This window comes from Streptomyces sp. NPDC051636, assembly GCF_044453765.1.
Classification (GTDB): Bacteria; Actinomycetota; Actinomycetes; order Streptomycetales; family Streptomycetaceae; genus Streptomyces.
In genome coordinates this window covers 449,008-467,058 of the sequence record NZ_JBITDA010000002.1, presented here as the reverse complement: position 1 = coordinate 467,058, position 18,051 = coordinate 449,008, and the positions used below count along the sequence as shown (strand labels likewise).

At 73.1% G+C, this 18,051-nt stretch carries 19 protein-coding genes and 1 pseudogene; 10 read left to right on the top strand and 10 right to left on the bottom strand.

From position 1 onward, the window contains the following. Positions 1-110: 110 nt before the first annotated feature. Entirely contained in the window at positions 111-1,142 is a 1,032-nt protein-coding gene (locus tag ACIBBH_RS05800; RefSeq protein WP_399402280.1) for a 7-epi-alpha-eudesmol synthase, read from the bottom strand. 315 nt (positions 1,143-1,457) lie between these two features. On the opposite strand from ACIBBH_RS05800, the gene ACIBBH_RS05795 reads away from it, so the two are divergent. After that, on the top strand, positions 1,458-1,850 hold the full coding sequence (locus ACIBBH_RS05795; RefSeq protein WP_399402278.1) for a VOC family protein: 393 nt from the start codon (positions 1,458-1,460) through the stop codon (positions 1,848-1,850). A 28-nt stretch (positions 1,851-1,878) separates the two neighbouring features. Here ACIBBH_RS05795 and ACIBBH_RS05790 read toward each other — a convergent pair whose 3' ends face one another. Together ACIBBH_RS05790 and ACIBBH_RS05785 are read right to left on the bottom strand one after the other, a co-directional pair. Continuing rightward, positions 1,879-2,175, bottom strand: a complete 297-nt coding sequence (locus ACIBBH_RS05790) for a DUF4235 domain-containing protein (protein WP_399402276.1) — start codon at positions 2,173-2,175, stop codon at positions 1,879-1,881. Between the two features lie 32 nt (positions 2,176-2,207). After that, positions 2,208-3,221 carry a glutathione S-transferase family protein gene (locus tag ACIBBH_RS05785; RefSeq protein WP_399402274.1) on the bottom strand — a complete coding sequence of 338 codons (1,014 nt, stop codon included), beginning with the start codon at positions 3,219-3,221 and terminating at the stop codon, positions 2,208-2,210. On the opposite strand from ACIBBH_RS05785, the gene ACIBBH_RS05780 reads away from it, so the two are divergent. Then, on the top strand, positions 3,220-4,359 hold the full coding sequence (locus ACIBBH_RS05780; protein ID WP_399402272.1) for a cation diffusion facilitator family transporter: 1,140 nt from the start codon (positions 3,220-3,222) through the stop codon (positions 4,357-4,359). The genes ACIBBH_RS05785 and ACIBBH_RS05780 overlap by 2 nt on opposite strands. 116 nt (positions 4,360-4,475) lie before the next feature. Here the strand turns inward: ACIBBH_RS05780 and ACIBBH_RS05775 are convergent, their stop codons facing one another. Together ACIBBH_RS05775 and ACIBBH_RS05770 are read right to left on the bottom strand one after the other, a co-directional pair. After that, the gene (locus tag ACIBBH_RS05775; protein ID WP_399402270.1) at positions 4,476-4,925 is read right to left on the bottom strand and encodes a nitroreductase family deazaflavin-dependent oxidoreductase; all 450 of its coding nucleotides are present in this window, start codon (positions 4,923-4,925) and stop codon (positions 4,476-4,478) included. Positions 4,926-5,077: 152 nt separating this feature from the next. Continuing rightward, on the bottom strand, positions 5,078-5,710 hold the full coding sequence (locus ACIBBH_RS05770) for a LysE family transporter (protein ID WP_399402268.1): 633 nt from the start codon (positions 5,708-5,710) through the stop codon (positions 5,078-5,080). Positions 5,711-5,806: 96 nt separating this feature from the next. On the opposite strand from ACIBBH_RS05770, the gene ACIBBH_RS05765 reads away from it, so the two are divergent. The 5 genes from ACIBBH_RS05765 (at position 5,807) to ACIBBH_RS05745 (ending at position 8,716) form a co-directional block, all read left to right on the top strand. Next, entirely contained in the window at positions 5,807-5,944 is a 138-nt protein-coding gene (locus tag ACIBBH_RS05765) for a hypothetical protein (protein ID WP_399402266.1), read from the top strand. Between the two features lie 125 nt (positions 5,945-6,069). Continuing rightward, positions 6,070-7,269: a cytochrome P450 gene (locus tag ACIBBH_RS05760; RefSeq protein WP_399402264.1), complete on the top strand. Its 1,200-nt coding sequence runs from the start codon at positions 6,070-6,072 to the stop codon at positions 7,267-7,269. A 12-nt stretch (positions 7,270-7,281) separates the two neighbouring features. Further along, positions 7,282-7,497, top strand: a complete 216-nt coding sequence (locus ACIBBH_RS05755; RefSeq protein WP_399402262.1) for a ferredoxin — start codon at positions 7,282-7,284, stop codon at positions 7,495-7,497. 208 nt (positions 7,498-7,705) lie between these two features. Then, entirely contained in the window at positions 7,706-8,164 is a 459-nt protein-coding gene (locus ACIBBH_RS05750; protein ID WP_399402260.1) for a DUF1348 family protein, read from the top strand. A gap of 9 nt (positions 8,165-8,173) precedes the next feature. Continuing rightward, positions 8,174-8,716, top strand: a complete 543-nt coding sequence (locus ACIBBH_RS05745) for a flavoprotein (RefSeq protein ID WP_399402258.1) — start codon at positions 8,174-8,176, stop codon at positions 8,714-8,716. Here ACIBBH_RS05745 and ACIBBH_RS05740 read toward each other — a convergent pair. Further along, the gene (locus ACIBBH_RS05740) at positions 8,703-9,560 is read right to left on the bottom strand and encodes a hypothetical protein (protein ID WP_399402256.1); all 858 of its coding nucleotides are present in this window, start codon (positions 9,558-9,560) and stop codon (positions 8,703-8,705) included. The two genes, ACIBBH_RS05745 and ACIBBH_RS05740, sit on opposite strands and share 14 nt — an antisense overlap. A gap of 153 nt (positions 9,561-9,713) precedes the next feature. Next, positions 9,714-10,580: an endo alpha-1,4 polygalactosaminidase gene (locus tag ACIBBH_RS05735; RefSeq protein WP_399402254.1), complete on the bottom strand. Its 867-nt coding sequence runs from the start codon at positions 10,578-10,580 to the stop codon at positions 9,714-9,716. A 488-nt stretch (positions 10,581-11,068) separates the two neighbouring features. Between ACIBBH_RS05735 and ACIBBH_RS05730 the strand changes: the two are divergent. Beyond that, positions 11,069-11,308 (top strand): annotated as a pseudogene (locus tag ACIBBH_RS05730) (aldo/keto reductase); the annotation flags it as partial. Positions 11,309-11,745: 437 nt separating this feature from the next. Then, positions 11,746-13,851 carry a ricin-type beta-trefoil lectin domain protein gene (locus ACIBBH_RS05725; protein ID WP_399402252.1) on the top strand — a complete coding sequence of 702 codons (2,106 nt, stop codon included), beginning with the start codon at positions 11,746-11,748 and terminating at the stop codon, positions 13,849-13,851. Between the two features lie 16 nt (positions 13,852-13,867). Here ACIBBH_RS05725 and ACIBBH_RS05720 read toward each other — a convergent pair whose 3' ends face one another. The 3 genes from ACIBBH_RS05720 to ACIBBH_RS05710 form a co-directional block, all read right to left on the bottom strand. Further along, a complete protein-coding gene (locus tag ACIBBH_RS05720; RefSeq protein WP_399402251.1) occupies positions 13,868-14,956 on the bottom strand; it encodes a hypothetical protein in 1,089 nt (362 codons plus the stop codon). Positions 14,957-15,168: 212 nt separating this feature from the next. Beyond that, positions 15,169-15,885: a DUF4232 domain-containing protein gene (locus tag ACIBBH_RS05715; protein WP_399402249.1), complete on the bottom strand. Its 717-nt coding sequence runs from the start codon at positions 15,883-15,885 to the stop codon at positions 15,169-15,171. A 164-nt stretch (positions 15,886-16,049) separates the two neighbouring features. Then, complete coding sequence (locus ACIBBH_RS05710) at positions 16,050-17,450, bottom strand: serine/threonine-protein kinase (protein WP_399402247.1); 1,401 nt, start codon at positions 17,448-17,450, stop codon at positions 16,050-16,052. 46 nt (positions 17,451-17,496) lie between these two features. Here ACIBBH_RS05710 and ACIBBH_RS05705 point away from each other — a divergent pair, with 46 nt between their 5' ends. Beyond that, complete coding sequence (locus ACIBBH_RS05705; protein ID WP_399402245.1) at positions 17,497-18,045, top strand: RNA polymerase sigma factor; 549 nt, start codon at positions 17,497-17,499, stop codon at positions 18,043-18,045. Positions 18,046-18,051 lie beyond the last annotated feature (6 nt).

Here is an 18,051-nt window from a genome sequence, read left to right as displayed (position 1 = left end):
CCAGCCGTACCCGGGGCACCGGGGTCCCGGGCGCCCGCAACCGCCGGGGCCGCCGACCGCATCCGGTCAGCGCCCCGGCGTACCGTGCACCCGGCGGGCAGCCGTCCTGCTCACACCGCCAGCAGGTCGTCCACCGAACCCCGTCCGGCCCGTTCGGCCGTGACCGCCGGGCCCTCCTTGGCCGCCGCGTAGCGGCCGGTGGTCAGGGCCCACTCGTAGTTGCCGTTGATCCAGTGCTGGATGGCCTCCACGCCCATCCGCACCCGGGTGCGCTCCTCCTCGTCGAGGCCGAGTTCGTCGCACATCCGCGGGACGCGCGCCTGGAGTTCCACGTACTCGTCGAGGCAGGTGGTGGTCATGCGGTACGCCTCGTCCGCCGCGTCCTGCCAGGAACCGCCTCGCTCCCGTTGCAGCACGCATATCAGGTTGTGCCCGTCGCCCCTGCGGCGCTCGCGCTCGAAGGAGTGGATGTCGTTCATGAACCCGATGGTGTCCGCGGCCAGGTCGCGCATGCGCTCCATGAGCGGATGCGCCTGCACCTGTGCCGGCACCTCGAAGCGGCGGCTGCGCTCGCCGGCGTCGATGCTGTGGTGGATACCGACCGTGCGGCGGCGGAAGGCCGCGTACTCGTCGAGCCCCAGCGTCCCGGCCAGCCCGCGCGCCGCCAGGTCGACCTCCTCGCAGTGCGCCACCAGGAACCGCCCCCAGGAGCCCGCGAACCGCGTCCGCCAGGTCAGGGACATGCCATCCGAAAGGCGCTGCCAGACCTCCGCCCAGGCCAGCGTGATCGGGCAGACCACCCGCGGCCGGCTGCCCGCCGGACGCAGCGGCGTGACGATCAGCTCGCGCGCCACCTCGGCTATCCGGTCGGCGCGGTCCGGCTGGTTCGCGTCGAACTGGTCGTCGAACAGGAAGGCCAGCGAGAACCAGTTCATCAGCACGACCATGTCGTCCGCCGAGGCGTGCGGATAGGTACGGGCCGCCGCCTGCGGCAGGTCCCAGGACTGGTACTCCGCGAACCCGGCCTGGCTGCGCACCAGCCCCATGTCCCAGATCCAGCGCAGATGCCGGGCGCGCGCGTACTCCAGATGGTCGCTGACGGGGGTCTCGAAGGGCAGGTCGAAACGGACGTCCTGAGGCATGCGCTTCCTTTCGGAGACGGAACGCAGGTCCCCCCACCCTGCGAGCGGGTGACCAGACAGCCGCCCGCACACTCGAACTGCACTTCGCGGCCCGGAAGTTGAGCCGAAAAGCGGTACGAGGCTGCCCAGAGCGTAAATGATCTACACCGTGACCTGACCGTGATGTCTGTTACTGCTCACGCCTCATGAGCCGCGTACACTCGCTCGCCCCCCACATGGGGCGGGAAGCCGCCGGTGGCCGACTGAATCCGCCGGGCGGGGATATCCGCAGGGGAGGGGCCTTGCCGAGGGTCCCTGTCATCCCGCGGAGGAAGCATGGCACTGGTGAAAGCGGGCGTCGTGGTGCTCGACTGCGCCGAGCCCGAGAAACTCGCCGAGTTCTACAAGGAGTTGCTGGAGGGGGAGCAGGCCGCCGCGTCCGCCAACCTCGTGGAGATCAGGGGCGCCGACGGGGTCCGGCTGGCGTTCCGCCGCGACATGAACGCGACCCCGCCGAGCTGGCCTCGCCCCGAGAACTCCCTCCAGGCCCACCTGGACTTCCTGGTGGAGGACCTGGACGAGGCCGAGCGCAGGGTGGTCGGGCTCGGCGGCCGGCCGCTCGACACGAAGGACGCGGCCGGGCCGTACGAGCAACGCGGCTACGCCGACCCGGCCGGCCACTCCTTCACCCTGCGCCTGGTGCCTCCCACGGCACCCAAGCAGGGCTGAGCGGGAGACTCCCGGCCGGTACGGCTGTTCAGTCCCGGCCTCCCTTGTCCTTCGTCGGCCACACCCCCGTCGAGCGTTCGATGGCCTTGGCCCCGGTGCGGTCCACGGCGCTGCGTACCACCGCGAAGATGGCGCCCTGGACCGCCGCTGCCAGCAGGACCTCGCCCCAGCCGCGGTCCCGGTCCAGCGCGTCGGGTGCGTCGTCCTCGTGCCGGATCGCCTTCCACGCCTGGCGGAAGGCCAGCCCGGCCAGCGCCCCGCTCGCCCAGCTCAGCACGAAGCCGACGGGCTGGTAGGCGAGGGGCAGCTTCTTCTTCTTGGCCACGTGTGACACTCCTTCGTCGCGATGTGTACGGTTCAGGGCCGCCCGGCGGCCGGCACCTCCTCGCCCGGGCGCACCGGCCCGGGCGGTGTGCCGTCGCCGAACGGCCGGCCGCCGAGTTCCTCCCGGTGATGCGGCGTGAGCCAGCCGGCGAGATCCGGCCCGAGCGGCACGATCCCGGTGGGGTTGATGCCGGTGTGCACCTGGTAGTAGTGCCGTTTGATGTGGTCGAAGTCGACCGTGTCACCGAACCCGGGCGTCTGGTACAGGTCCCGGGCGTAGGCCCACAGCACCGGGTTCTCCGCAAGCTTCCACCGGTTGCACTTGAAGTGACCGTGATAGACGGCGTCGAAACGGACCAGTGTGGTGAACAGCCGGATGTCCGCCTCGGTGATCGTGTCGCCGACGAGGTAGCGCTGCCGCGCGAGCCGGTCCGTCAGCCGCTCCAGCCGCCGGAAGACCCCGGCGCACGCGGCCTCGTACTCCTCCTGACGGGTGGCGAACCCGGCCCGGTACACGCCGTTGTTGACGTCCTCGTAGACGTCCGCCATCACCTCGCCGATCTCGTCGCGCCGGGCGGGTGGACAGAGGTCGGGTGCTCCCTTGCGGTGCAGGGCCGTCCACTCGGTGGCAAGGTCGAGGGTGAGCTGCTGGTAGTCGTTGGTGACCAGGCGCCCGCTGGGCACGTCCACGACCGCCGGCACGCTCACGCCGCCGGGGTAGCCGGTCTCCCGCCGGTCGTAGGCCTCGGCCAGGAAGCGGATGCCGAGTACGGGGTCGCGGCCGTCGGGGTCGAGCGTGAAGCGCCAGCTGCGGTCGTCCTGGACGGGGTCGGCGATCGCCATGGACAGGGCGTCCTCCAGGCCCAGCAGCCGGCGTGAGATCACCGCCCGGCTAGCCCACGGACAGGCGCGGCTGATCACCAGACGGTAGCGGCCGGGCTCCACCGGCCAGCCGTCGCGGCCGTCCGCCGTGATCCGGTCCGTGAAGTGGCTCTTGGACCGGGTGAACGCCTTGCGGCCGTACGCGCTGTTGCCGTCGCCACCCATGTTTCCTCCTTGCCGCCGGGGGCGTCCTGGGGAACGCGTTCCCCGATTTCCGCAGTCGGCACGGTGTGAGCCGCCCCGGCCGGGGCAGTCGGCGGTGGTGAGCGGGACATCGGCGGAAGAGAAGACGGAAGAGAAGACGGAACACCGCCCGGCGGAGCGTGACGCGACGCGGGCCGGGGGAGAGGACCACAAGGCCGACCGCAGGACACGGATCACCGTCCTGGTGGCGCTCGCCGCCAACCTGGTGATCGCCGCGGCCAAGGCCGTCGGTGGCCTCCTGGCGGGTTCCCCCGCCCTGCTGTCGGAGGCGGCGCACTCGGTCGCCGACAGCCTGAACGAGGTCTTCCTGCTGGCCGCGCTGCGCCGCAGCCGCCGCCCGGCCGACACCCGGCATCCCTTCGGCTACGGCAAGGAGCGGTTCTTCTGGTCGCTCCTGGCCGCCGTCGGGATCTTCGTCATGGGCGGCTGCTTCTCCTTCTTCCAGGGCTTCGAGGCGCTCAGGAGCGGTACGGAGGAGAAGTTCAGCGGCTATGTGGCGGGCCTGATCGTGCTGGGCGTCGCGCTGCTGGCCGAGGGCGCCTCCCTGTTCCGGGCGCTGCACCAGGTGTACCGGCAGGGCGGCAGCCTGGGCAGCATGCGCGACCCCGCCCTGCGCACCGTCGTCGCCGAGGACGGCACGGCGGTGCTGGGCGTGACCCTCGCCATCGCCGGCATGGCCCTGCACATGGCCACCGGCCAGGTCGTCTGGGAGGCGTCCGCCTCGCTGGCGATCGGCGTGCTGCTCGTGTACGTCGCCTACCGGCTGGGCTGCGACGCCCGCGACCAGCTCATCGGGGAGGCCGCCGACCCCGAGCTCAGCGGCCGGATCCGGGCGCTGCTGGAGGAGGAGCACGAGATCGACAGCGTGGAGGCGCTGTTCACGATGAAGATGGGGCTCGACTCGACCCTGGTCGCCGCCCGTATCGACTTCGTGCCCGGCCTGGACAGCGAGCGGGTCGAGGAGGCCGCCGTGCGCATCAAGCGCTCCCTGGCCGAGGCCGTCCCCGAGGCCGACCAGATCTTCCTCGATGTCACCGACCGGCCGGCGGGCGAGGCACGAGAAAGCCCCGCCGCGACGGGGGAACGCGGCGGGGCCTGACAGGCGGGTGCCCGGAGCGGAGGCGGTTCATGCCTCCCCGAAACAGATTTTTCTAAAAGACGGCGCTCCGGGGCCGGAATCGGTCCCCGCCCGGGCGCTCGGTCCCCGCCCGGCGCTCAGTCCGCGTCGGCCGGTTCGAGGACGAAGACCGGGATCTGCCGGGAGGTCTTCTTCTGGTAGTCGGCGTACGGCGGGTACGCGGCCACCGCCCGCTCCCACCACTCGGCCTTCTCCTCGCCGGTGACCTCACGGGCTTTCATGTCCTGCCTGACGGGGCCGTCCCGCAGTTCCACGTGCGGGTCGGCCTTGATGTTGAAGTACCACACCGGATGCCTGGGAGCGCCGCCCTGCGAGGCGACCACGGCGTACCGCCCCTCGTGTTCCACCCGCATCAGCGGCGTCTTGCGGATCTTTCCGCTCTTGGCGCCCCGGGTCGTCAGCAGGATCACGGGCAGCCCCGTCTCCAGCAGCGTCGTCCCCTTGGTGCCGCCGGAGCTCTCGTACAACTCGACCTGCTCGCGCACCCACTGGGTCGGACTGGGCTCGTACTCGCCCTCAAGAGGCATGACGTTCGTCCCTTCGACGGTCCTGCGGCCGGTTGGCGTCCTGTTTCAACATCGGCCGGTCCACGATTCATCCGTACCACGCGCGCGCATGGCGAGATCCGGCAGCAGGACCGGCGCGCCGGGCGGTTCCATCGCGCCAGACCGGGACCGCCTCATCCCGGCGCCACCGCCGCCCGCACCGCCAGCCCCATGGTCACCCCGCTCGACAGCAGCGCCGTGACCAACCGTCCCCGGTGCCCGGTGAGGGCGCGGCCGAGGAGTGCGCCGCCGCCGGCGACCAGCAGCTGCCAGCTGGCGGAGGCGGCGAAGGCGGCAAGGACGAAGACGCCCTGCTCCAGGGGGCGTACGGCGTCCTGGGCGCGGGTGCCGAGCACCAGGGCGGCGAAGTAGACCACCGTCGTGGGGTTGAGGAGGGTGATCCCGAGGAGGCCCAGGTAGGCCCGCCCGGGGCTGGGCGGCGGCCGGTCCGGCCGGGTGGTGAGCCGGTGCGCGCGGTACTGCTGAACGGCGGTCACCGCGCCCAGCACCGCCAGCGCCGCCAGCACCAGGGCCGAGGCCCAGCGCAGCGGTCCGAGCAGCGGCCGCAGCGCCGCCGCGAGGGCGGAGCCGCCCACCGTGGCCAGCAGCGCGTAGAGGCCGTCCGCGCTCGCCACGCCGAGGGCGGCACAGGCGCCGGTCCGCAGGGTCGTACGGGCGGTGAGGGAGACCAGGTAGGTCGCGACCGCGCCGACGGGTACGGCCACGCCGTAGCCCGCGAGCAGGCCCGCGACGAGCGCGGCCGTCACGGGCGCGCGGGCTCGGACCTCCGGGGGCGGCCGGGCTGCTGCCCGCCCCGCACCGGGAAGACGGCGGCGGAGGCCGGCGGCAGGAGGACGTCAGTGGTGAACATGCGCCCGATCGTGCGGCCCGCGAACCGGAACCGGCAACCGAATATCGGCGCGGTCACGGCGGCAGCGAGCACGATGTTCGGCCAGAAGGCGCGGATCACCGATCTGGCCGAACTTGTCGTCGCCGCATAGATGCCCGGGGCATCTAATAAAAGATCGGCACGACGCACCCTTCGTCTGCGAGGTCCGCCATGACGGAATCGACGGAATTGATGGAAACGACGGAATCAACGGAACCGACCGGCTCGACCGAACCGATGGCTCAGCGTGAGCCCGTCGCCTTCCCCCAGGACCGCACCTGCCCCTACCAGCCGCCGACCGCCTACGACCCGCTGCGCGCGCACCGCCCGCTGGCCCGCGTCACCCTGTTCGACGGCCGGCCCGTCTGGCTGGTCACCGGCCACGCCGCCGCCCGCGCGCTGCTGTCCGACCCGCGTCTGTCCTCCGACCGCACCCGCCCCGGCTTTCCGACGATCACGCCCCGCATCGCGGTGACCCGTGACCGCAAGCTCGCGCTCCTCGGCCGGGACGACCCCGAACACCACGCCCAACGGCGGATGGTGGTCCCCGCCTTCACCCTCCGGCGCGCCACCGAACTGCGCCCCGCCATCCAGCGGATCGTCGACGAGCGGCTGGACGAGACGATCGCCCAGGGGCCGCCCGCCGAGCTGGTGAGCGCGTTCGCGCTGCCCGTGCCGTCCATGGTGATCTGCTCCCTGCTGGGCGTCCCGTACGCCGACCACGAGTTCTTCGAGGAACAGTCCCGCCGCCTGCTGCGCGGCCCGGAGCCCGCCGACACCCTGGACGCCCGCGACCGACTCGAGGCCTATCTGGGCGAGTTGATCGACGGCAAGGCCAAGCAGCCGGAGCCCGGCGACGGCATCCTCGACGACCTGGTCCACCACCAGCTGCGCGAGGGCACGGTGGACCGCGCGGAAGCCGTCTCGCTGGCGTCCATCCTGCTGGTCGCCGGCCACGAGACCACCGCCAACATGATCTCGCTCGGCACCTACACGCTCCTGCGGCACCCCGAGCGGCTGGCCGAACTCCGCGCCGACCCCGCGCTGCTGCCCGTCGCCGTCGAGGAGCTGATGCGGCTGCTGTCGATCGCCGACGGGCTGCTGCGGACCGCCCTGGAGGACATCGAGGTGGAAGGGGCGACCATCCGGGCCGGCGAGGGCGTGGTCTTCTCCACCTCGGTCATCAACCGCGACGCGTCCGTCTATCCCGAACCCGACACCCTGGACTGGCACCGCACGGCCCGGCACCATGTGGGCTTCGGCTTCGGCATCCACCAGTGCCTCGGCCAGAACCTGGCCCGCGCCGAGCTGGAGATCGCCCTCGGGACGCTGTGGCGGCGGCTGCCCGGCCTGCGCCTGGCCGCCCCGCCGGAGGCCATCCCCTTCAAGCCGGGCGACACGATCCAGGGGATGCTGGAACTCCCCGTGACCTGGTAAGAGGCTCCGGTCATGGCCCACGACCTCGCGCGTATCGACATCGACGAGGACGTCTGCATCGGCGCGGGCCAGTGTGCCCTGGCCGCCCCGGGCGTCTTCACCCAGGACGACGACGGCTTCAGCACGCTGCTTCCCGGCCGGGAGGACGGCGGCGGCGACCCGATGGTCCGGGAGGCGGCCCGCGCCTGCCCGGTCGGCGCCATCACGCTGCCGGATCCGGCGGACTGACCCGGCTCCCGGCCGCTCGATGTCCGCCGTAGGCGTTGCGCGAGGCGACCGCGCCGGCCGTCCCGCCGCTCCAGTAGGCTGCCACCGGTTGCTCCTTCGGGGGAAGAGCTGGTGGAGCCGCTGGAGTGAGACGCCCGAGGCACCCCGGATGTCGTCCATGCCGACGGAGGGGACGGCCCGCCCGTAGAGGCCCGTGGAAAAGGAAGCCATGACCGACCGCCCGCCGCTGCCGCCCTTCACCCGCGAGACCGCCGCGCAGAAGGTGCAGGCCGCCGAGGACGCCTGGAACACCCGCGACCCGCAGCGGGTCGCGCTCGCCTACTCCGAGGACTCGGTCTGGCGCAACCGCGACACCTTCGTCACCGGCCGGGCCGCGATCGTGGAGTTCCTCACCGCCAAGTGGGCGCGCGAGCACGAGTACGCGCTGCGCAAGGACCTGTGGGCCTTCGACGGCGACCGCATCGCGGTCCGCTTCCAGTACGAGTGCCGGGACGCCGACGGCCAGTGGTGGCGGTCGTACGGCAACGAGTTGTGGGAGTTCGACACGCACGGGCTGATGACCCGTCGGGAGGCGAGCATCAACGATGTGCGCATCGAGGAGCACGAGCGCAGGATCCACGGCCCGCGGCCGGAGGCCGAGCGGGGGCTGTCCTTTCCGCTCCAGTAGGGTTCCCGGATGACCGGACAGGCCGGGAAGCCCTTTCTCCACCTCGTCGTCTGCGCGGCCGGGATCGCGGCGGACGTCAGCAAGCTGATCACCGCCGCCCAGGAACGGGACTGGGAGGTCGGCGTCATCGCGACGCCGGTCGCGATGGGCGGCTTCTTCGACACCGCCGCCGTCGAGGCGCAGACCGGCCGCCCCATCCGCTCCGCGTGGCGCAGCCCCGGCGACCCGCGCCCGTTCCCGCCGCCCGACGCGGTGGTGGTGGCCCCCGCCACCTTCAACACGGTCAACAAGTGGGCGGCCGGGGTCGCCGACACCCTCGCCCTGGGCACCCTGTGCGAGGCCGCGGGCCTCGGCGTGCCGATCGCCGTCCTGCCCTGCGTGGCCGATGCCCTGGCCGCCCACCCCGCCTACCAGGAGAGCCTGATACGCCTGGGCGGGATGGGCGTCCGGTTCGGCGACCCGTACTCCGGCGAGCCGGCCGTCGACGGCGGGCGGCCGGACTTCGCCTGGGAACGGGCGCTGGACCTGCTGGACACCCCTAGCGGCAGATGACCGTCGGCCCCGCCAGCATGCCGCCCGTGTAGAGGGTCTGGCCCTGCGGCATCCAGTAGCCCAGCTTGGACACCAGCGTGGAGCAGGTGCCCTTGACCGCCACCCGGACGGCCACCTTGGCGGGATGGCCCGGCTGGAGGTCGGTGAGCGCGCAGTCCAGGGAGTGGGCCAGCCGGGTCCTCGACGGGTAGCGGCCGACCAGCGGATTGACGCAGCGGCGGTCGGAGGTGGACACCTTCATCCCCGTGCCCTCCTCGCCGATGAGCCCGAAGCGCGCGCTGCCGTCGCCCTGGTCGCTGTCCCGGTGGATCGTGTACGTCAGGGTGGTCACCGAGCCGGCCCGCACCGTGCCGCGGTCCACCTCGATGCGGTGCGTCGGCTCCGGCAGGGGCGCGGTGAGGGTGAGCGTGGCCTGGACGGTGCCCTGGAGGTCGACCCCGGCGGGCGCCGAGCGGACGCGCACGGTGGCCGAGATGTCGTACGTCCCCGGGCCGGGGTACGGGACCGATCCGGGCAGCGTCGCGGACGCGGCGGTTCTCCCGCCGTGCAGGGCCGTCCAGGTGCCGGTGGTCTGACAGGTGTACCGCACGCGCGTGCCCGCTCGCCCGCAGGCCGCCGGGGCGGAGACGGACATGGCGGGGGTGCCGTTGCCCGCGCAGAGGCTGACGGTGGCCCGCTGGCCGTGCTCGCCGCGCAGGACCCCGGCGGTCGCGCACAGCGTGGACGGCGGCTCGGCCGCCACCGCCCGTGCGGGAACCGGCCGCCCCCAGGCGGGCGAGACGAGGGCGAGGGGCAGCAGTGCCGCCCCGGCCAGGATCCTCAAGGTGGTAGGACGTGTCGGCACGGCGGTTCCTCCGTACGGCCGTGACCGGCCGGGCGCCGGTCGCCTGCGCCGAGGATGCGGCAGCGATACGATCATCCGGCCGCTCCCACGCCGACCCGTCACCTGCGGGCAGCAACCCGGGGCCGGGGCCGATGCTCCGGTCGGCCCCGGCCCTCACCGCACCTCGCGGACATACCCGTCGCTGCCGGGTGTCGAGACCAGTCGGTCCCGGCGCACGATGCTCAGCCGCCCGCCGAAGCCCGCGACGGCCTTGCGCAGGCCGGCGTCCGAGTACTCGATGACCAGGACCCGGTCGTCGAAGGCCTTGGCGTACGTCCCGCACTCGTCGTACTCGGCGCACTCCTCCGCCACCGCGAAGTCCAGCCCGGTCCGCTTCCCGGCCCCGGCCAGTTCCGCGGTGTTCTTCTGGCCGATGGCCAGGTGCCGGGCGTGCGCGTGCCGGGAGAGGAGGGCGATGAAGGCGGTCGCGTCGTCGGCGGTGACCAGGTGCCGGGAGCGGGTGTAGCTGTCGTAGTTGTCCGGCTCGACCGCGTCGAAGCCCTTGGCGGCGCACTCGTCGATCCAGCGGTCGACCCGCTCGGCCACGCGTTCACGCTTGGCGGGTGTGCGGATGTCCAGCAGCGGCTCGTTCCAGTCCCTGTCGACGACCACCTTGCCGTCGGCGTCGCGCAGCAGCAGGCCGGCGGGCCAGGAGGCGCGCTCCTCGGGCTGGGCCTGGAAGGCGTTGACGTAGCAGATGTTGTACAGGCCCGGTGCCGGGGACGCCGAACGGTCGCGGCTGACGATGCGGACCCCCCGGGGCGGGGGATAGGGGCCGCCGATCTGGTAGTCGAACCCGGCGGCACGCGGCGGGAGGCGAACGCCCTTGCCCGCTTTGCCGGTTGGGGGAGAGGAATGGTCCGCCTGCGTCCCGCCGGAGGAACCGCACCCCGCGAGCCCCAGGGCGGCGGTGACGGCAAGCACGATCGCGCCGGTGGTGGTCGCGAGACCTCCGACGCGGGAAACCCCCTTGGCCGGCACGACCGCTCCATCAACCGCGGGTACGACCCGCCTCGGACTGCCGGCACCCGACGCGACGGCACGACTGTGATCAAATCGCCCGCGCGCGGCCGCCGTCAAGTCGGCATCGGAAGCCCACGTCCGACGTCGTGCGACGGCGTACGCTCACCTCTGGCAACCGACTGCATGACGGCCAACCACCACCCCTTCGTGCTCCCGCCGAAGCTCGCCCGCCTCATCGACGATCAGCTCCAGCACGGCCCCCGGCACAGCAACACGGCCGGGCGCAGATACCTCTTGCCCGGTCACAGCCCTGGACGCCCGCGCAACCCCCTCGGCCTCGCCGACACCCTGAGGGCCGCACCGCAGGGCTGGGCAGCTCTGGGTGTGCTGTCTCATGAGGTTGGTGCCACGAAGTCTCGATCGTGAGTTGCTGCGGTCGGTCAACGCACCAGGGGGAGGAAGATCGTGTCGACGATCTCCTCGAGGACGTGATCGGGCACCGGGGCGAACGTCGCCGTTCGATCGTCGAGGCCGTCACCCGCATCGCCGGCGAGCGGGTCGTCCCGCGCGCCCGGGTCGCCCTCGCGCGGGTGCTGCACCAGGACACGGTGGCCGCGCCCATCGTCGGCGCGGGCGAGCCGCAGCACATCGAGGACGCGGTGGCCGCCGTCGGACTGGAGCCCAGCGACAAGGAGTTCGAGGCACTCCAGGAGCCCTGCACCCCGCACGCCATCAGCGGGCACTGACGGTCAGCGGGGTCCGTGCGGCGCGAACTGTCGTACCGCACGGACCGGCTCCCCCGCCCTTCGGGAGCGGTACGGGTCCCGCCGGGCGCGTACCGGGCAATAACCGTGCCGAGGCGGCGGCAACCCGCAAAAAGATCCCTGTTGACAATGGGTCAAATTCCGTGGCCGGGCGAGCAATGCGCAAAACCCGAAGATCCCTTGTTCCGGCCCGCTGACCTGTGCGAAGGTGTGCCCTGTTCGGCGTGCAGGCGATATTCTTCGTCTCTCTGCATGCGAGAGGCCGCTCCCGTACGCCCCCACGCTTCAAAAGAGCTGCCGAAGGCGGACGTTCGAGATGCCGAATCCTGTACGGGTCGTCCCGGTCGCGTTGTAGGGCCGGATAGCATACCCGTTTGGTATGGACTAAATCCCGCGTTGCGTCTTGGAGGAATGCAGCCGTGAATGACGCAGGCCTGTCGAATTCCCCCACCCCGCCCCGGGCGTTCGACGTCACGGACGAGCAGCTGAGCGCGGAGCTGAAAAGGTGGACGGGAGCGACACCCGCGCTGCATCCTGTCGGTGAACTCCTCGACCGGCACTGGGAAGCCGCCTTCGCCTACGCCCGGCTGTGCACCGACGGAGCGCGCGCGGCCGGCATGCTCACCACCGCGGCCTTCACCCGGCTCTTCGGCGCGTCGCTCAGACAGGCGGGGCCGACCTCCGCCTGGCGGCCCCAGCTCCTGGTCACCGTGCGCCGCATCGCCGCCGAGTGGGACAAGGACGGCCGGCACGAACTCCTCCACCCCGACGTGCGCTCCGTCGGCGAGGGCCGCGCGGCGGCCCGGCTGCTGCCCCCGTCGCACCGGCGCCTGGTCTCCGGGGCGTTCCAGCGGCTGCGCCAGTCGGCCCGCGCCCTGCTGTGGCACACCGAGGTCGAGTCCGAACCCCTGGCGATACCCGCCGGACTGCTCGGCCTCGACGAGGAGGGCGCCCGCGTCGAGCTCCGGCGTGCCCGGGAGCGGCTGCGCGAGGAGTGCCTGCAGGTGCACCGCGAACTCGCCGACGACGACGAGTGCCTGCGCTACATCCGGATGCTGGACGTCACCTACCGGCGCGGCGGGATCGACGTCGACCCGGACCTCCAGCAGCACCTGAACGGCTGCCGGCACTGCCGGCACACCGCCGACCAGCTGAACGAGTTCAACGCGGGGCTCGGCTTCGCCCTGGCCGAGGCGGTCCTCGGCTGGGGCGCCGCGGAGTACGTGGCGGCCCGGGCGGCCCACGCCGAGCAGACCGCCGAGCCGGAGCCCGGGCAGCACCCCGCCGGATCCGCCGGGAGTGAGCACGCGGCCGCGATCGCCGCCGGGCTCGCCGGGGGCGAGGCCTTCGACGTCCCGGCACCCGCACCGGCGGGCGGTGAGCCCTTCGACGGCACGGCGGCCGGACTGGCGGGCGGTGAGCCCTTCGCCACCACGGCAGCCGCCCCCGCGGCGGACGATTCCCCCGCCCGCACCGCACCCGCGTCCCGTGCCGAGGCCCGTGCGGTCTCCCGCCGTGCCGCCTCCCGCACCCCGTCCAGGACGGCGTTCCGCCGTTCGGCGCCCCGCATCGAATCCGGTGCCGCCTCCGGCCCCTCCGCGCCGGGCAACGCACCGCCTCCCGCCTCCCGCCGTGCCACGCAGCGGGCGGTCCGCCGGGCACGGCGTCGCAACCTCGCCCTGGCCGTGGCGACCGTGAGCGGTCTGGTCGTGCTGCCGCTGGTGCTGTGGACCGTGCTCGGCTCGGGCGACGGCACCGACACCGCCGCGGGTGGCAAGGGGGCGAAGTCGCCGGGCTCCGGCTCCCCCACCACGAACCCGTCGTGGGCCGGCTCCAGCGCGACCGCCAAGGGCACCCTGCGCGGCCGGCTGCACAACCTCGCCTCCGGGCTCTGCGTCGGCGTCGTCGGCAAGAAGGCCGTCAAGGGCGCCGAGACGGAACTCGCCATCTGCTCCTCGGCGGCGAGCCAGCAGTGGACGTACGAGACCGACGGACTGCTGCGCAACGCGGCCGCCCCCGACCTGTGCCTGGACTCCCACCTCGGCTACTCGGTCCAGCTCGCCCCGTGCACGGCCGCGGCCGGCACGAGCGTCCGCTACGACTTCACCCTCCAGGGCGCCCTGGTACCCCGCGGGGACCAGGATCTGGCGCTCACCCCCGCCGCCACCGACGGCGCGGGTGCCCTTGTGCTCAAGACCCGCGCGGACACCGACGTCCAGCGCTGGGTCATCGACACCGCCAAGCCCGACCTGCAGATGCAGAACGTCAACTGGGACGCCCACACCACGCCCTTGACGACGACACCCTCCACTCCGGCCACGCCCAAGGCCGCGAAGAGACCGTCGCCGACGCCCACCCCGTCGGCGACGGCGTCGACCCCGCGACCGACGCCGTCGAGCACGAGCTCCACCGACCCGTGCGCGTACAACCCGTACTACTGCGACGGGGACGGGCAGGACGGCGGCGGACGGGGCTACGGCCCCGGATACGGCTCGGGCTCCGGCTTCGGACACGGGCGCCGCTGACCGGGGACACCGCCGCTCAACGGTGGCGCGACGGCGGGGGAGGCGGCATCGCCGTCAGGTCCGGCGCAGACTCCGGCCACACCAGCGGTACCGGGCAGGGCGCGTGGTCGACGGCGAAGCGCACGGCCGGGCCCAGGCTGCGCGGGCCGAGCCGGGCCCGGTCCCCGTCGCGGGCCGGCACCAGCGGATCGGCGCCCTCGGCGGCGGCCACCACCTGCCGCTCGAACCGCCGGGCGAGCATCAGCACCGCCGCCGGGAAGCCGACCACCGGGCCGAGCCGCTCCGCCTCGGCCCGGCCGTGCTCCAGCGAGCTCGCGCAGGTGGTGACGGCGACCGCGGCGGCGGGGACGGCCATCACCGCCTCCCGCACCACGGCCCAGGCGGCCGCCGTGGGCAGCAGGTTGGCCTGGCCCTCCAGACAGGGGGTGCGACCGCCGATCAGTTCCTTGCGGTAGTCGAAGGGCAGCGGGTCGAGGTGGGTGAAGCCGGTGTTGGTCTTCCACTCGGTGACGAAGCGGACCGCCTGCTCGATCTCGCTGCGCCACTCGGCGCCCGACCAGTTGCGCACCCCGTCCGCGCCGCAGAAGTGCCCGTTGAAGTGGGTGCCGATCTCGTGTCCCTCCAGCCAGGCGGAGCGCAGCTGCTGCAGCGTTGCGTGGATGTGCCGGTCGGCGAGGTAGCCGATCGCGGACGCGCCGACCGCGTGCCGCGGCGGATGGTAGAGGTGCTTCTTGGACTCCGGCAGCGTGTAGATGCCGCTGAGGAAGAAGGTCATCGACGCGTCGTGGTCTGCGGCCACCTCGCGGAAGCGGGAGAACAGCTTGTTGCTGACCTCGCCCGCGCCGTCCCAGGAGAACACCACGAACTGCGGCGGCCGGGTGCCCGCCTTCATCCGTGCGGCCTTCGGCTGGTGCGGCTGCGCCCCGGTGTCGGCGGTGGAGCCGTCGCCGATCGGCTTCACCGGCCGGGCCTGCGCCGTGCTCCCGCCGCCCCCGGAACCGTCGCCGCCCACCGACAGTCCCCCGGCCGAACAGGCGGACAGGGCGCCCAGCGCACCCGCCGTCGCTCCCGCCGTCAGCAGACGCCTGCGTGAGATGCCGCTCATGTCTCGTCCCCGATTCCCTCGTCGCGGCCCCGTCGGGGCCTTCTCGCTGTGCGGTCGACGGGTTCGATGGGCGGGTACGGCGGAAAGATCGCGGCGGACGGCGCCTGTTTCCTTCCTGTGACGGTTGTGACGGCACAATGACGGACCCCGCTGCCGGGGGAGGGGCAAGCGGGGTCCGGGTCGGGTTGGATACGGGCTGGATACGGGCTCGGTCAGGCGCCGGTGCCGGGGCTGAAGACCGTCAGGAACACGGACGAGGAGTTGCCGGACACCGGCACCGGACCGGCCGTCCACTTCACCTTCAGCTGGTCCCGCTCGTCCGGCGGGGTGACCAGGAGCGCGGCCGGCGTCGCCGTCTTCGCGCCGCTGACCTCCGGGTTGGAGAAGCTCAGGCCCGCCCAGGCGCTCTGACCGGGCCTCAGTGTCACCGTGGCGGGCTTGCCCGGGGAACGCTTCGGGTCCGGGCCGAGCCGGCTGCCGGAGGCGTTCACGAAGGCGGCGCCCGGATAGCCGTGCAGCGTGCAGGTCCGGACGGACTTGTTGGTGAGGACGATGGGGAAGTTCTCCTGGCCCGCGCCCGGGTTGTTGCGGCCCACCGCGGCACGCAGCTCAGAGGTGTGGCAGCGGGTGCTCGTGGCGTTCGTCGTGGCGGTGTCGCCACCCGCGCTCGCCCGGCCGGCCGGCTTCGTCGAGGCCGACGTACCGGACGGGGCGGACGAGCCGGACGGGGCGCCGCTCGGCGCCACCGCCGTGGTGCTGCCGCTGTCCGCCGAGACGTCCGAGACGTCCGAGGCGGGCGACGCGTTCCCCGGCACCTTCTGCGGAGCACCGCTGCCGGTGTCGCCGCCGCAGGCGCTCAGGAGGCCGAGTACGGCGACCGCACTCCCGAGCACGGCCGCTCGATGCAAGGACTGGGACGTGTACGCCATGTCTCTCAACACTCCTGGAAGGTCATGGCACGCACCGCGTCGGCGCGTGTTCTTCGGCGCCTCGTGCGCCGTCATGAGAGTCCGATGCGCGGGCCGCGGGAAAAGTTCACGGTTCCCGCGGTTTTTTCGCCCGTTCTTCCGTGCGGGTTTTCCGGCGTCACCCGTCAGGTGACCCGCAGGGAGCGGAGTATGCGGTCCGTGGCGTCGGTGCCCCGGGATTGGCGTATCTGCACATACACCTGAGGCCCGTCCTCGCCGCTCGCCGGGCGCAGTGCGGTCTCGCTGATCGAGCCGCCGCCCGGGCAGCCGCTCCAGGTGCGGATCCGGCCGTTCCAGGCCGCGCCGGTGTAGGCGCGGCCGCCGTCGTAGCGGCAGCCGCTGTGGGCGAGGGCGTCCACCTTGTCCGTCACGTCGCCGTGCTCGCTCAGGCCGACGAACACGCCGTCCACGTCCGCGCCCAGGTCCGACCACTTCGCCAGGTCGTCGGCGACCGCGAGCCCCGGCTCGTGCCCGGACGCCAGGCCCAGCGCCTTCGGGTTCCAGCCGGCGTCGCGCAGCTGGCGGCCCCAGCCTGACGGCACCTCGGCCACGATCCGGCCGGTGGAGTCCTTGACCCGCACCTCCTCGGCGGAGGAACCGGACGAGGAGCGTCCGTGCGCCAGGGTGACCGCGACGGCCGCGGCCCCGGCGGCCAGGACCGCTGCGGCCGAGAGGGTGACGGCGCCGATCCTCTTCCGCAGGCCGTCGAACCGGCGCCGGCGCGGCGCCGCGGACGCCCGCGCGGCCAGCCGGTCCAGCTCGTCCGCGAACACCTCCGCGCTCGGCCAGCGCCGCTCCCGGTCCGGCTCCAGCGCCCGCATCAGGGCGCGCTGGACCTCGTCAGGGAGGTCCGGGCGCAGCCGCTGCGGCGGTACGACCCTGCCCGGCGGCCCCGGCACCGTTCCCGTGACCAGCTCGTAGCCGACCGCACCCAGGCTGTACACGTCGGCCCGCGCGTCGATGCCCGCGCCCGGCTCGGCCTGCTCCGGCGGCTGGTATCCGGCCGAACCCGCGGCCAGGGTCAGCCCCGAGGCCTGCGCCAGGGTCTTGGCCAGCCCCAGGTCGGCCAGCAGCACCCGGCGGGTGCCGTCCGGCGCGGTGCGCAGCAGTACGTTGCTCGGCTTGACGTCCCGGTGCACGATTCCCGCCTCGTGCAGTGCCGCCGCGCTCCGGGCGGCCAGCGCTGTCAGCCGCAGCGCCTCGCCCACCGGGAGCGGGCCATGGGCCGGCAGGTCGGCGAGGGTGCCGGCGTCGGCGTACTCCATGACGAAGTAAGGCCTGCCGTCCGGCAGTTCACCGATGTCGTAGACCTGCACCACCCGGGCGGAGTCGGCCTTGCGCAGCAGCCGCGCCTCGGACAGGAACCGGTCGCGCACGTCGAGGCGGTGCGACCAGTTCTCGGCGAGCACCTTCACCGCCACCGGGGCCTCGAGCTGGTCGTCCTGGGCGAGCCACACCGTGCCGAACGCACCGGTGCCCAGGCGTCGTTGCAGGCGATAGCGGCCGATCCGCTCGGGGGAGTGCATACGACTATCATGCCTGCCCTGAGATCGACTCCAAGGGGGACCCACGGTGCACGACGCGGCGCTGACCGAAGACCTCGCCCGCCGCGCCGCCGCGGGCGACCCGGCGGCCCTGGAGCGGCTGCTGACGGAGGTCCGGCCCGAGGTCGTGAGGCGCTGCGGACGCTTCCTGCCCTGCCGGGAGGACGCGGAGGAGGCCGCGCAGGACGTGCTGCTGCAGATCGCCCGGCGGATCTCCACCTTCGAGGGCCGCAGCCGCTTCAGCACCTGGCTGTACACGGTCGTCGCCAACTGCGCCCGCCAGAAGTACCGCGAGCTGAAGCGGCACGCCGCCGAACAGCCCGTCGCCCTCGAGCCCTCCGCGTGCGTCGACCCGCGCACCACCAGCGTCATCGCGGGCTCCCGCGTCGACTTGCTGGAGGCGCTGGAGCGCCTGGAGCGGGAGCATCCGCACCTGGTGGCGCCGCTGGTCTACCGGGACATCTGCCAGCTGGACTACGCCGAGGTCGCCGAGCGCGTCGGCATCCCGCTCGGCACGCTGAAGTCCCGGCTGCACGAGGCCCGCAAACAGGTACGTCCCTGGCTGACCGCCTCCTGAGCCGCT